The organism is Micromonospora sp. HK10 (assembly GCF_000982955.1).
GTDB lineage: Bacteria > Actinomycetota > Actinomycetes > Mycobacteriales > Micromonosporaceae > Micromonospora.
The window spans coordinates 1-15,119 of record NZ_KQ058883.1 but is presented as its reverse complement, the minus strand read 5'-3'; the positions used below and the strand labels follow the sequence as shown (position 1 = coordinate 15,119).

The 15,119-nt window shown below is 64.9% G+C and carries 5 protein-coding genes; 2 read left to right on the top strand and 3 right to left on the bottom strand.

The window, feature by feature from the left end; all coding sequences use genetic code 11:
* Window positions 1–111 precede the first annotated feature (111 nt).
* The 3 genes from LQ51_RS26725 to LQ51_RS26715 all read right to left on the bottom strand — a co-directional run bounded on the left by LQ51_RS26725 (window position 112) and on the right by LQ51_RS26715 (window position 9,438).
* A complete protein-coding gene (locus tag LQ51_RS26725; protein ID WP_046570427.1) occupies window positions 112–765 on the bottom strand; it encodes a hypothetical protein in 654 nt (217 codons plus the stop codon).
* A gap of 845 nt (window positions 766–1,610) precedes the next feature.
* Entirely contained in the window at window positions 1,611–1,985 is a 375-nt protein-coding gene (locus LQ51_RS26720; protein ID WP_156313244.1) for a hypothetical protein, read from the bottom strand.
* A 496-nt stretch (window positions 1,986–2,481) separates the two neighbouring features.
* Window positions 2,482–9,438 carry a polymorphic toxin-type HINT domain-containing protein gene (locus tag LQ51_RS26715; RefSeq protein ID WP_082159671.1) on the bottom strand — a complete coding sequence of 2,319 codons (6,957 nt, stop codon included), beginning with the start codon at window positions 9,436–9,438 and terminating at the stop codon, window positions 2,482–2,484.
* Window positions 9,439–9,763: 325 nt separating this feature from the next.
* Here LQ51_RS26715 and LQ51_RS26710 point away from each other — a divergent pair, with 325 nt between their 5' ends.
* A complete protein-coding gene (locus LQ51_RS26710; protein ID WP_156313243.1) occupies window positions 9,764–14,101 on the top strand; it encodes a LamG-like jellyroll fold domain-containing protein in 4,338 nt (1,445 codons plus the stop codon).
* 314 nt (window positions 14,102–14,415) lie between these two features.
* The gene (locus LQ51_RS26705) at window positions 14,416–14,838 is read left to right on the top strand and encodes a hypothetical protein (RefSeq protein ID WP_046570420.1); all 423 of its coding nucleotides are present in this window, start codon (window positions 14,416–14,418) and stop codon (window positions 14,836–14,838) included.
* The last annotated feature ends 281 nt before the right edge of the window (window positions 14,839–15,119 follow it).

The window sequence follows — 15,119 nt, the reverse complement described above, 5'->3', positions numbered from 1 at the left end:
CGTCCGGAAAAGATCAAGGTGCGTGTCGGCCTGCGTCGCTCATTGCCGCTGACCCGCATCGCTGGTCGGCCGAAAGCCGGGCGGCGAACGGGGGCGCTCGTCGGGCAGCTGCTATCGCCAGGCGGCAGCACATACCTCTATCCAGGCCGCAAGGTCGGGCACATCATCGATGGTCAGCAGTGAATACGGCGGGGAGCCCGCCAACGGGGTGACATTCGCGAAAGCGTGGTCTGGCGCAAAGAGAAGGAGCCGCCCGTCGTCGCGATGCGCCAACGTCAGATTCCCGTTGGCCTCCACAGCCACGGCGTAGTACTCATCGGGATCGACGGGAAGCTCGAGGCCGCGGTCCTCCCATAGCCATGCGTAGTCGGTGAGCACCTCACCGACCCGTACGTGCGCCGCGCCAATCGTGAGCACCTCGTTCTGATTGTTCCACCAGGTGTCGGGCTCGCCGAACCGTTCGACGATCCCACCGCACTGGCTCCAGAAGCTCCTGTGGAGCCACGGAACGCCGTCGCTGTCCGCGTCGTGAGGCGGCCGGCAGAGCCATCCCCGTCGATCATCCAATGATCCCCATGCCAGCAGCTCGTAGACGTCACCCTCGACGAAGACGGGCGTGAGGACCGCCGAGGCCAGCAGCGCCGAGAGTTCTGGCAGACCGCCGACTGATCCGCGGGTCCACCGCTGTGCCTCACCCACAACGACACTCGCTCCGGGAGGCAGGAACCACGGAACCTCGTGGAGGAAATGCTCCCAGTCGCTCATTGCTCCGATGATGCCAGGATCACCTTCGCCCGCCAGTCAGCGAGCCGGACGTCCGCTCATTGACAGTTGAGCCCCTCACCGGCCAGCACGACCCACGGACGCCGCTGACGCCTTCGGCGCCGCCGAAGAGGTCACCGAACAGGAAGCCCTGCTCAGAGGTTTGCCGGTGGGATCCGGGTCTCAACTCGCGGGATCCATACCGACGCCGCCACGACAGCGCCCAAAGCCGTACGTCGATGCGGCATGGCCCACGTGATCGACGTTGGCCGGCCCCAGGCCGACAGCCGGCACCAGCCAGGCGGGGAGCAGCGAACCCTGACCACTTCGGTCTTCTCTGGGAGGTCACGCCGAACCGCTCGCCCGCATCATCGCAGCTCAGAGCCCTCCGCTCTGCCCGGTGTCGGTGAGCACTTCGGGCGCGGTGACCACTTCGCCAACCTGCACCCAATCTGCTCCCACTTGCAAGGCCAGGCCAGCCGGCGGCTCCTTACCGCCGCGACCTGCGCATACTCCCCCACCAGGGGACATAGAATGCTGTCGACTGCTGTGCCAAAACCGCGGAGCACTCCGTGTGAAACAGGACGCCGAGTTCACTCTGACCTGCGAAAACGAGAACTTGCAGGTCGTAGTGGGTGCAGTTGGATGCCGTTCAGTGCTGTTGGACGCTGTCCAACGCCGTTCAGTGCATGCGTCTGCTCCCAACCTGCTCCCCCAATCTCGGCACACGATTGCCGGTAGCGGTTTACCCTGCTCGAATGCCGAATTGTGACCTTCCGGGTTAACCTCAGCACCATCGACAGGTCCGAGTCGAGGCGGCAGGTCATGCTCATCAAAGGGTGGCGAAGTCAAGAATCCATCGATGTCAGCCCTTTGAAGAACTTGTTCTTCGCGATGCCCGGGTGGGCCGCCATCAGCCTGGTAGCCATCGTGCCCAGAAACACGTTGACAGCGTCCACCAATTCGTTCATTCCAATCTCATAGGCCACTTCTGATGTCGAGTCTCTCACCTCGACCGACTCGCCGCGCCGCACGAAGGAGATAACGGCCGTGTTTTCAGTAAAGTCGAATTCCGCTTCACCATACCGATTTAACGCATCCGGAACTTTTTTGATTGAGGCGGCAAAGTCGAGCAGAGGCATGCTGCCCCATCGGGCACCAAGATCGAATCCGTCTACATCGAACTCGATCCGGCTCCAGAAATATTCGTACCTCAGATCCATCTCAGCAACCGCCCCTAGGTCGATCTTGTCGCCAGGTCGCCAAAGGGGGGATACCGACCTGTCCAAGGGCAAGATCACGAAATCGATAGCCAGCAAGTCAGCTCCTAGCGCCTCTCTTGATGCTTCCAACACAGAATTCCACTGACTGATCTTAGATTGGACGGCGGAGCCAGACCTCGATCGCAGATGCGGCGGCATCACTTTTGCAGGGCGTTTCATCACAGACAGGTGTTTCCGTTCCGCGCCGGCGCGCTGCGGACCTCCGGGTCAGCAGCTATCCGCAACGCAATCTCAATGCTACGGACAGTGACATGGTCACCGTCGATGGGAGGGGTTGCCGACGAAATCGGTCCGCAGGAAGCGATGACACAAACCCAAACCCGGGTCTGTGTCATCGCCAAGCCCAACGCGTCACGCTCAATTTCGGCCCGGCGCGTCGGTCTGCCTGAGAAGCTCCCCGAGAACGGCACTTCACAGGCTATCGTTCAATGTGGCGCTAGAACGGATGTGCCGTACGCAACGTACCATCCGGGTTTACGACAACCCGCACTTGCTGCGCCTCCCCACCTCCCTGAGTCCCACTCTTCTCACCAATGGGTTTCCCGAAGTCCCATTCATACACGGTCCCATCACGTCCCTGAGTATTCCTGCGAGGACGTCCACGCTGAACCGTCTGGCGGATCAGGTCCTGCACCTCCTCATCGGTTCCGGTAAATACGCCTTTAGTCCGGTCGACACCAACGCCACCAGGCCTGTGGAAATCCTGGACGTGCTTCCACCCCTGAGCGGAGATGACACAACCGCCATTGGCGTTGTGCACGAGGACGGGCGCGTTGCCAGCGATCACATAGTAGGTATGGATTTCATTGACGGTTAGGTTGTAGGCGAGCGCCATACGCGCCGACCACGGGCGAAGCCCGTTGACCTCTTGCAGTCGCCCCTCGGGGCCTCGGACGAAGTCGCCGCGGTCGAGCTGATCGGCCCGCTGCCATTGGCGGTCGGTCTGGTTCCAGAACGGGTGGTCCTCGGTGGTGGTGAGGACGCCTCCGCCGATCTCGAGGTCGACCAACTCGTCGAGGTGCACCCATACGTGCTCGACGACTCTCGGACCCTGCTCGCCGGTCTCCGGATCGGTGGCGATGACCTCGTCACCCCGTTTGATCTCGTCGAGGCGCTTGGTGGTGCCGTCGGCCATGACAACTTCGGTTTCGCCGCTGAAGCTCATGCAGCCGCCGGGACCGCCAGATCGCAGCCCTCGGCCGGCGCCTGCGACCGCGCCGAGGGCACCGATCCCGCCGCCTATCAACTCATCGGGGGGCGCGTTTTCCGCTAGCCAATCGAAGTGTTTATCCCAGAGTTCGTGGATCCATTCTTTGCAGCCGCCCGGGCTCCCCATCTCGGCGCAGATGTTCATAGCGAGCGCACGCTCGTCGTCGGCTATGAGCTCCGCGCTGTCCGTGTATTCGTAGCGCATCACTTTGCCCAGCTGGTCAAACCAGCGGCGAGTGAACTCCTCCAGTGGCACGTTGTCTGGCACCCGGATTACGTGGCCGAGGATCCTGGGGTCGTGCCGGCGCTTCGGTGCGCTGCCGGAGTAGCCCCGGCTCTTGCCCCAGTGCTCGTTTGCGGGGGTGCCGCACCCGCCCGGGCAGCCCTTCGTGGGGCTGTAGCCGTAGCAGTCGTGGTCCAGACAGTCCTCTGGAATGAGACCGGAGGGGTCGCTGGACGTGACCGGGGAGTTGTTGGCGTAGGCGTAGCCGTTCCATTGCTGCGGATCGGTCAGGTCCTGAAGTGGGTCGACCGACACGAAGCGACCGATGGTGGAGTCGTAGTTGCGGGCGCTCACCTGGGTAAGACCGGTGTTGGTGTTCAGCGGTTGATTCAGGAAGCCACGGTTGTCGGGGGCAGTGACGGTGGCCCCGCGGGGGCCGCCGTAGGGGGTGAACTGGCGCCAGGTGGGGATCTGCGCGGTGTTGTTGAGGTAGAGGGTCGGGTTGCCCTGGTGGTCCGGGATCAGGTAGCTGTAGTTGGTGCCGCTGCCGGTCCGGATGGCCGTCGCGCCGTTGGGCAGGGGGTAGTACCGGACACCACTGACGGTGTTGGTGCTGGTGTTGAGGGTGAGCTGCTGGGTTGGCAGGTACAGGGTGGCGGTCCCGGGGTCTTTCTGGATCAGGAGGTTGCCGTCGGCGTCGTAGAGGAATCTGCTGTCGCCGTCGGTGCCGCCGGTGACCGAGGTCAACTCGCCGGTGTCGTCCCAGGTGAGTGTCTGGCTACCGGGGCCGGCTGTGCGGGTGACCATGTTGCCCGACTTGTCGTACGTGTAGGACGTCGAGCCGGTCAGCCCTCCGGTGGTGCTCGTGCTGGTCAGGGTGTGCGGTTGGGCCTTGCCGTTGCCGTCGTACGCGTAGTTGGTGGTCGTGTCGGTGCCGCCGCTGAGGGAGCGCTGCGTCTGGCTTTTGCGGTTGCCGAGGGCATCCAGGATCCACTCGGTCCAGAAGGCGCTGGTGGAGCCCATTCCGCTGCCGACCATCGATCGGTTGCCGGTGGTCGGCGTCACGGCGCAGTTGTCGGTCGCTGTCCACGCGGACGTGAGCTGCCGCAGTGTGTCATAGCGGTAGCACTGGGTCTCCGCCGTGGTGCCGGGCTGGTAGCGGGTCTCGACCTGCTTGATGATGTTGCCGTACAGATCGTACTCGTAGTTCCGTTGACCGACGTTGGTGGTGGTCGTCGTCGTCCGAGTGACCTTCCGCTCTTTCAGCCGGCCGGTGTGGTCATCGTATGTGTTGACAATGCTGGCCTGGCTGTTGCTGGCGTTGACGCCACCGCCGGTCACCCGTCCCCATGCGTCGTAGCTCGTGGAGTTGGCGTAGGTGGCGAGCAGACTGCTGGCCGTGTTGGGCAGCTCCAATGGGGTCTTGTAACCGTAGGTGACGGTTTCTGACGGTAGCCCGCCGTTGGCCTGGTAGGTGTCGCTGTAGTGTGCGCCGGTCACCGCCAGGTATTTGTGGCCGAAGGTGTAGGTGCTGCCGAGCAGCCCTTCGACGGCCGGGATGGTGATCGACTCGCCGGTGGATTCGCCGAACGCGGTGAAGCCGTTGAACTGGGTGATGTACTGCGCGTTGTTCCGGTAGGTAGTGATCGTGGTCAGCTTGCCGACCGGGTTCGTCATGGCGGGAACGGCACCGTTGTCGTTGTCGTACGCCCAGGAGCCGAGCTGGTTGGCCGACGACTGGCCAGCTTCCGCAGCGGCGAAGCTTCCCGTCCTCCGGTTGATCTTGTCGTAGGTGTACGAGACCGTCTTGCTCCGGGCGTCGGTGGCCTCGGTGACGTTGCCGTTGCCGTCGTACTTGGTGGTGCTGGTGCCGGCATCCGGGTCGGTCTTGCTGGTGACCCGGGCGAGCAGGTCGTATTGGCTGGTCCAAGTGCTGCCGTTCGCGTCAGTCAGGGTCGCCTGGTTGCCGTGTTCGTCGTAGCCGTAGCTCGTCGCGACGGTCGTGCCGCCGGTCAGGTAGTACGTCCCGGTAAAGGAATTCGATGGATTGACCAGCGTCGGCGCGGCCGTGTACTGGAGTAGCTGGCTGGTGCGGCCCATCGGGTCGGTGACGGTCGCCGTCGTGGTCCCGCCAGTCGGTGGGATCACGGTGGTCCGGTCACCGTTGTAGACGGTACGGGTGGCGGAGACGACCAGGTTGTCGCGGGCGTTTTCCACGAGGATCGCCCGACCGGCCCCGTCATAGGTATTGAGGGTCTGGTTGTAAACCTTTTTGACGAGGTCGGGGGCGTAGACGGGAGTGGTGCCGGGGGTGTTCTTGTCGTCCCACCAGCCGTTGTAAGTTGCCCGGACCCAGCCCCGGCTGTCATAGAACGTATCGGTGATCATCCGGCCGCCAGCTGGCGTGGTGTCCTGGGTTTGCCGGGGGCGCAGCTGGGTGTCGTAGATCTGGGTGGACAACGCGTAGACCCCGGAGTTGTTTAGCGTCTCGGTGGTCGTGGCGGTCGGTCCGGTTTTCTGTACCAGGTAGGTGTAGCGGTAGTGAGGCGTAGCGCTGGTCGCGCGAGACGCGACCCAGACCGCCTTGACTCGGCCGAGCGCGTCGAACTGTCGGCTGGTCACCACGTTGTTGACGTCGCTGCGCACCGTGGTGAGGTTGCGCATCGGCGTCACCGTCGACGACGTGGAGTGCCCCTCGGCGTTGGTCGTCTTGATCCCTATCGTCAGGCCCACCGCGTTGTCGGTGTAGGTCGTGGTAGTCGCGTTGCCGTTCGCGTCGTAGGTGGCGATCGCCCGGCCGTAGCTGTCGAAGTCGGTGCGGTCGGTGGTCTGGTAGACGTAGGTGCCGGAGAGGTAGTCCTTCGCCTTGCGGACCATGGTCACGTCGCCCTTGGTCGGAACCTTGGGCTGCGGGAAGGTGGTATCGAACGCCGGGTCGTCGTAGTACGTCCGCAGGTGCGAGACGACCTGGGTGGGCCGGTTGACTGCGGTCGGAGCGGTCAGGGTGTTGACGCTGCCGGGCACTGGCGCGGGCGTCCCCTGCGTGAAGCCGCCGCAGGCCACGGAGACGGTCTCGATCTGGCTGATCAGGCCGACGACGTTGAGTGCGGTGTTCGCTGGCGCGTACGAGGTGGAGGTGCACCGGTCGTACGCGGCGTTGACCGGCACGGTGTGGTCGTATGAGAACTTGAGCAGGCCGAACGTCGGCGAGTCGACGTTCGTGTCGTAGGTGTTGTCAGTCTGGCTGTAGCGCCATGTGGTGGTCCCCGAGGAGGTGACCGCCTGCCGAGTCCAGGTCTCAACCGGGGCCATTTTGTTGGCAGTCAGCGCGGGCAGGCCGCTCCGCGACCTGGTGGCGGTCGCTGCCGAGACCCAGTAGGAGGTCACGGTCGAGTTCTCGATTGGGCCACCGTCGCCGCGGTACGCGGTGGTCTCGAGTTCCCGACCGGCAAGTTGGTCGAGGTCCTCGTGCTGGCCGCCGGCCGAGTCCGTGACGTTGACGCCCGTGGTGTTGTTGTTCTTCGACATGCCGCGGTAGTAGGTGGAGACCGAGAGCGTCTGCAGGTCGTTTACCCCGTCGCCGTTGCGGGTCTCGACCTTGGCGTAGCCCCGGAACTGGCCGTAGGTGCGGTACTTGGCCTTGACCACCTCGTTGTCGTCGTATCGCCAGGCCGCGCCACCGACATACTTGTAGCTGGTCGAGGTGGCCGGGGCGCCGCCGGTCGGGTCGCTGGCAGTCACCCTGGTGACCGCGTACTTGTGGAACCAGTCCAGCTTCGGATCGGTCAGGCCGTCCGGTGTCCAATAGACCGGGTAGCAGGACCGGGTGTTGGAAGCAGGGCTCACGGTAACCGGAGCGGTACACGGCACCGGCAGCTCATAGCTGGCGGTGATCAAGGAACCGGTCTCGGTGGTGACCGTCTCGATGCGCCGCCGGAAGAACGATGGGAAGCCACCGGCGGTGTCCACCCGGTTCGGCAGCTTGATAGCCCCGAAGGACACAGACGGCAGGCTGATCGGCGTGGTCGAACCACCGGAGCCGAGGTCGTGGCCGGTCCGGGTGATGGAGTCCAACCACAGGGTGGGGGCGGTGCCGTCCCCGGTGGCCGGCATAGTCTGCGTCAGGGTGTACGAGTCGACCGGCAGGTGCTTGGCCGCCGCGACATCGTACTGCTGGGCCTCGATCGAGGTGAGTCGAACCGTGGAGAAGAAGGACGGGCTCCACGATTTGCAGTCGGTGCCCTGATTGCAGACCAGGTCATAGGGGACGTCCGGCCAGTTCGCCTTGGTAGTGTCGTTCAGCGGCTGGCAGGTGCCGGACAGGCAGCGGTCGCCGCTGTTGAACACGACCCGGTTCGGCACGGTGCCGTAGGCGCTGCCGTCGGTGAATCCGTAGTCGATGCGGGCGAGATTGCTGTCCCGGATGTAGGGGACGTCCGTGGCCCCCTCGTTGCGCCCGTAGTAGTTGACGGCCTGGTTGTAGTAGTAGGCCATGGCGTTGCCGTGGACGTCCTTGACGTAGTCGAGGTTCCAGCGGTACGCCATGGTGCAGACCGAGGCGTTGAAGCCGGCCGCGTCGTAGCAGGGGTCACCTGCGTGCGGTGAGTAGACCGGCGTGTAGTCGACCGATTTGGTTTCGGTCTTGCCGGACGTCCAGCCCGGAAGCCGGTTGCGCCCAAACTCGTAGACGCTGCCGTCCGGCTCAGTCACGCGCCAGTAGTCGGTGTTGTAGGTGCCGCTGCCGTTGTTGGAGTTGGTGACCTGGGTGATGACCGAGCCGTTGTCGTTCTGGAGCTTCCAGATTCGCTTCCCGGCGTCCCAGATCATCGAGCTCGACGAGCCGTTGAGCGACAGCGTCAGGATCGGACCGGTGTAGCAACGGTCATAGGTTTCCTTCGGCGACGGGCTGCCGCCCGGGTCGTCATTGCAGGAGACGAAGGTCTGCTCGACGTAGTTGCGCGGCGTCGACCATCCGTCGCCCACCCACGACGCCTGCGCGTTGGTGGCAACGGTTTGCCCGTCCACGCCGCTCGAGTCGTAGGAGAGGGCGAGCTGCGGTGCCAGCTTCGACCTCGACGGCGGGACCGTGATGGGGTACGAGTAGCTGAAGGACCCGGTGCTGCCACCAGCGGTCCAAGACCCGGAGGGCGTCAGGCCGGTCGCGGCGTAGGTGCCCCCGGCGCCGCCCTCGTCGCCTGCACCAGCGACCGCAGCGACGAGCATGGTGCTCGCCGAGTCGGTCTTCTGCCCGGCGGCACTCACCGTGAGCTCTGCGGAGACAGTCCTCGCGCCGACGTCGTTCACGGAGGGCAGCGGGTGGACAGCTCGACACGCGGCATGCTGCGGCGTGGTCAGGGCGCAGGCTGGCACGCGGACCAGCCTGAGCCGGAAGCCGTAGTTGCCCCCGTACGCCTCCGCGAAGGAGCCGTAGTCCAGCCCAACTCGGACAGTTTGGTTGCCGGCAGCGTCCGTCGCGGTGGTCGCGCCCTCCGGGGTCACGCTCACCAGAACCCCGTCCACTCCGACCGCTGCCGCGGTCGCGCGGTCGAGCACCCGCACGGCGAGGCGTTGCGGACCGCGGTACGCGGCGCGTCCTTTCGTCACCGGGCCGAGCCAGACCGGCGTCCCCGTAGCTCTGATCTTCGGCTGTCCGGTGATGCGGGTCTCGGCCCTGCCCAAGTCGACCTGGGCGGTTGCGGCCTTCGGCCACGCGGTCCTTGTCGGTCGGTAGTTGTCCGTAGCCGCGTTCGCCAGAGTGGTCGAAAACTTCATCGGCAGCGGCTTCACGCCGTCCACGGCTCTGCCAGGCGACGAAACCGGAGGACTGGCCAGCCCTGCGCCTTCCGGTTTTCCGGTGGCCGGCGTCGCGACCAGTGTGCTTGCAGTGATGGTCGCCGCCGAGACGAGTGCGACAAGCCGCTTGCGACGCGTGAGCAGCCGCGATCCCCCGTGTCTGAACATGCGTAATCCCAACCTGAGCAAGGACGACAAGAGACCACGCAGGGTTGCGAGTCGCACACCCACGCAGCGCGATCAATGTGTCATGGCGGCGGCCGACTCAGGTCACGAAATTATAACGATAGATCATCGTGCACTTCGTAAATCTGTCGCAGTGAGTGCGAAAGGGACAACTTTCTGTGAGACGAGCCGTTCCCGGAGTCGGTCATCGCTGGTTCACTGTGCCCGCCATCGGACGCGCACCGGCGCGTCGCCTGACACGGGGAGTCGCCTCACCATGCCCGGAAATCAGCCTGTGCATCGGACGAGAGCCCTTTCGTCCGTCACCGTGGTCACTGTCTTCATCGCCGCAGCTGCCACCCTGCCCGGCATCGCCGTCGCAGCCGATGGGGATACCCTCCCCGTACGTCCGCCACGGGCTTCCGGAGCCCCGCTCGGCGTTGAGCAGGCGCTAGCTCAGGCGCGACGCAGCGGACAACCCGTTGAGGCGACCGCGGCTGGCACCTCGACCTCGGTGATCACTGCCCGTCCCGACGGCCAAGTCCAACTGACCCAGTACGCCTCACCGACGCGCACCATGCTGGACGGAGGGTGGAAGACACTCGACCCGACACTGATTCGCCACGCGGATGGGCAAATCACCCCTACCACGACCACGAGTCAGATCCGGCTCTCGCCCGGTGGGGAGGGACCTTTGGCGGAAATGGTCTCAGGCGACCGGATCCTCAACATCGGTGCGCCGCTGCCCCTACCCGCACCTACATTGTCGGGACCGACGGCCACCTATCCTGACGTGCTGCCGGACGTAGACTTGACGGTCACGGTCAACCGGGAGGGAGGTTTCTCCCACATCTTCGTTGTACACACCCCGGGGGCGGCTGCCAATCCGAAGTTGGCGACCCTCACGTTCACCACTCGCACGGAAGGCCTCACCCTCCAAGCCGACGGCAGCGGCAACATTAGCGGGCGGGATCACTCGGGCGCGGCCGTTCTCACCGCCCCCGCCCCACTGATGTGGGACTCGACAGCGGCTTCCACCGCAGGACTCGCCGCGCGCAGTACTGATGCGTCCGGTCTTGAAGGTCCGGGCGAGGCCGCACGTACCGCCCCCATCGCTGTCCACATCACTTCCGATGCCCTGCAACTCGTTCCCGACCAGAGCATGCTCACCGACGAAAGGACGGTCTATCCGGTTTTCCTGGACCCGACCTTCAACTGGACTCCCGCTGGTTCCAGCAGGGGCGGTTGGGCCAGCATCTCCTACCAGCACCAGTCCACGAACTACTGGATGAGCACCCCGGATCCCTACAACCGCATGCAGGTAGGCAACGCGGGTTCACAACGCTCCAACACGCTCATTAACTTCTCGATCCCGGTCAGCACCCTGTCCGGAGCCGAAATCAACTCGGCGTACTTCAAGATCACCAATACCCGCTCCTGGAGCTGCCAGCCCAAGCAGGTGAATGTCTACGCCCCCAGCACGGTCCTCGGCGCCAGTAATGCCACGTGGAACTACTGGGAGGGGCAGAGCAGCGGCCCTCTCGCAGCGTCCAAGAGTTTCGCCTACGGATACAGCGGCTGCGCCGCCTCCGGGGTTTCGTTCGACATCAGCAGCCAAATCCGCAGCGACGTCACCGCGAAGAAATCGACTCGCACCCTGTGGCTCAAGGCGTACAACGAAGCCAACGACCCGGAGAGTTGGAAGGAATTTCTCGAGACGAGCCCGACCTTGGAGATCCTCTACAACCACAAGCCCAACCAGCCAACCGGATTGAGCACCTCGCCAAGGACAACCTGCGCCGGTGGTTCGACCGTGGGTGATGCCTCGGTCTCGCTCTACGCGCCGGTCTCGGACCGAAACGGCGGCGTGCTCGGCGTGTCCTTCCGGCTCACGAGAAAAAGCGACGGCGCTGTCGTCGCCACGTCCGACCCGAACAAGCTGACATACGCCTCCGGCACGACCGGTGTGCTGGTCGTCCCGCAGGCCACATTGCGCCAGTACGCTGGCTATACAGGACCCGGCACGGGAGCCCTTACGACCTTCGAATGGAAGGTCCAGGCCACCGACTTCCACGCGACGAGCGACTGGTCAAGCCCTTGTAGGTTCAACTTCGACCCCACCCGTCCGGGCCACCCCGAGGTGACTCCGCCAGCGCAATCGACCATCGGCCAGCCGGCGACCTTCACGGTCAAAGCCGCGAATGGCACCGCTCCGAGCCGGTACCTCTACCAGCTCAACGCTGGGCCTGCCGTCGAGGTGGGCGCCGACGGCAGCGGCGAGACTAGCATTTCGATCCTTCCGACCCGCTACACCAACTCTCTGTCGGTAACCGGCGTTTCCGCTGGCGGGAACATCGGTGACTCCGAAAGCGTCACGTTCAACTCGGATCCGGCCGCAACTGCTGCCGACGGTGACATGGATGGAGACGACGCCGCAGATCTGGTTGTCGCCGGCGGTGTCCTCGGGATGCCACCCGGGATCTGGCTCAGTCCAGGCGGGTCCGACGGCCCTCCGACACCCGCCACCAACATCGGCGCCCGCGGCAACGGCCTCGCCACCATCGGGTCCCCGACCGATTTCAACGGCGCCCAAGTGCTCACCGGTCGTTTCTCCGGGTACGGCCTCCAAGACCTTTTGGCCTACTACCCGAGCGGGCCTACCGCTGGCGGTGGCAGTGTGTTGCGGGCCAACGGCGACGGGTCCGTGATTCAACCCACGGTCGATGGCACGCAGTACACCATCCTGCGTGAGGCGCTGGTTGACGGGTTCGACGCCTCGCCGATCCAGGTGGCCAACGCAGGTGACGCACGGCAGAGCGGGGCCGCCTACCCTGACCTCATCGGCATCTCGGGCACCGACACCATCGGCTACTTCCTCACCTACTACCCCTCCACCGCGCCCGCCGAGTTCCAACAGGTCACCACCCTGACCACGAAGACCCCGGCAGGCGGCGACGACTGGAAAAACTGGACCATCGCCACCGCGCAGACCAGCACCGGCACCGCCATGTTCCTCTGGAACCGCGGTACCGGTGCTCTGCACCTGTGGACAGGTCTAAGCGTGGACATCGACAACGCACAACTCACCTACACTCCCTACACGCTCAAAAGCTCCGACTGGAACAAGGGCGCGACCCTCACGCTGCGCGCGGCCGAAATGAACAACGACGGCGTGCCGGACCTCTGGACGGTCGGCGCCGGTGGCGTGAGCACCGCATGGCTGGTCAGCAACCTCACCGGCAGCGCGGGCACCATCAGCGCCGGAACTAACCGCACGATCCTCACCGCCAACCACGCCTGGCACTTCACCGACGCGGTGGAGGGACAAATCGTCACTACCCCGGCGAAGGACGCGGTCGGCTCGTTGACGGCGACTGGTAGTGGAGCCGCTTCCTGGAATTCGGGAGACCTCTTCGAACCCGACGTCCTCCTGGATGGTGTCAACAGCACCCTCACCACCGCCGCCCCGGCCGTGACAACCAACGGCAGCTTCTCCATCTCGGTGTGGGTGAAGCCCAACGCGGCAGGCGGCACCCTTCTGTCTCAGGACGGCACCAACACCGCCGGATTCAAGCTCTGGGCCGACGCCGGCGACAGCTCATGGCGTTTCGCGATGTCCCGCAGCGATGTCGCGAGCCCCGTCTGGGACACCGTCAGCAGCGGCGCCGGTACCGCACGAATGGGTGTGTGGACCGAACTGACGGTCACCTTCAAACCCGCCGTCGGCAACCTGAGCAACATGTACCTCTACGTGAACGGACGCAATGTTGCCTCGGCGGCACACACGACGACCTGGAACGCGGGCAGTCGCTTCCGATTCGGCAGCGTCAAAACTGGCGCCAGCAGCGTGGGAAGCTACTTCAAGGGCCAACTCTCCCTGGTACAGGCCTGGGACTCGGTCGTCATCAACCCGACTCCCGCAGGGCACGATCTGACCGGTGACGGCAAACCGGACATCGTCACCGCCGACTCCTCCGGTGGCCTCTTTCTGCGGCCGAACACCGGCCACACCGGCATGTCCACCTTCGGCACCCCGGTGAAGATCGGGGCAGGCTGGAGCAGTTGGCGGTGGGACATCGTGGACTGGACGCAGGACGGTCTCGCCGACGTCATGGGCGTCGACAGCGACGGGCTGCTCTGGGCCTACCCCAACTTGAATGGCGCGCCCACCTCGACTTTGCGCAGCCAAATCGGCACTGGCTGGAACGCCTACACGCACGCCGCAGGTAACGCCAACAAGGATCCGCGACCGGACCACTTCGGCATCAAGAACTCCACCGGCGAGCTGTTCTACTATCCGAACGGCTGCTGCAAGGTACAGGTGAAGACATCCGGCTGGTCCAACTCCCGGATCTACCCCGTCGACTTCGACAAGGACGGACTCGACGACCTCATCTCGATCGACACCGCAGGCGACATGTGGTTCCACCCGAACACCGGCCAAGCCGGGCTCGCAATGTTCGGCGCCCGAAAGCAAATCGGCACGGGCTGGGGCTCGTACAGAGTGGCCATCGCAGACATCGACGCCAATGGCCTTCCGGACGCTGTGGCGGTCGACACGAGCGGCAACGCCTGGGTCTACCCGGGCCAGGCCACCATCAACTGGGGACCCCGCTACCAGGTGGCCAGCGGCTGGAGCACCACGGCGGTCAAGGTCATCGGATGACGTGATACGGCAGGTCATGGTGCCCGGGCGCGAATGGCGTCCGGGCACCAGGCATTCAGCGCCCATTCGATGGTGACTTCGATTGATCCGCGCATCCGCAGCGGAATGCCGAAGGCGGATAATTGATCTGGAAAGACCAAGAGGGGTCGCTTTGTGACTGTCCCCCCTCTTCACTCTCCCCCACGGGGTTGCGGAGGTAGGCGAGATTCGACGACACTCCCCCGGACCGTCCCGCCGGACACCGGCAGGCCTGAGCGGCAGGGGATCCCATGCAGCCGTTGCATCCAGAGGCGACCTCACGACGTTCAATCTGGATGTGGGTCGGCGGCGCTGCGGGCCTCGCACTCGCCCTCGCCATGTTCCTCAACAACAGCCGACCGCCCACCCCCGCCGCGACGAGCCGCCCAGCCACCAGCACCTTCGTGGTTTCCGGCGCGGTGGTCCTCGGCGACACCGCATCCTTCACCCGCGACGACCACGGCGGCTGCGCCGGCACCGGAGCCCACGCCGACGTCATCGACGGCGCCCCCGTGCTCATCACGACCACGGGCGGGCTGGCCGCCGGTCAGCTCACCGACTCCCGCGCGCTCACGGACTGCACCTGCCGATCCTGGTTCTCCGTCCGCGGCGTGCCGACCGGGCAGGACGCCTACCTGGTCATGGTCGCCGACCGAGATACCCACCAGTACGCCGAACAGGAACTGACCGGCGCGCTGGTGAGCCTGCGCGTCGACTAAACCCGACCTGCGGATCAACCGCCCCAAGTTTGTGACCAGGCAGGGCAAGGAGACAGCGGCACCTCTTCCTGGCTAGCTGGATCGGCCTCCGAACAACAATCTCAGCCAGCACGAGGAGCCCCAGGAGACGGGGACGAGCGCGACCTCGCCTGTCTTCCCGAAGAGGTCAGTCAAGCAAGATCAACGAGGAACCCGCCCATGACCTGCGCGAAGTGAAGGACCCAAGCGCGGCCCCGGGCCTGCTCATCGCCGTCTAGTGCCAACGTCGTTCAGTTAGGCCG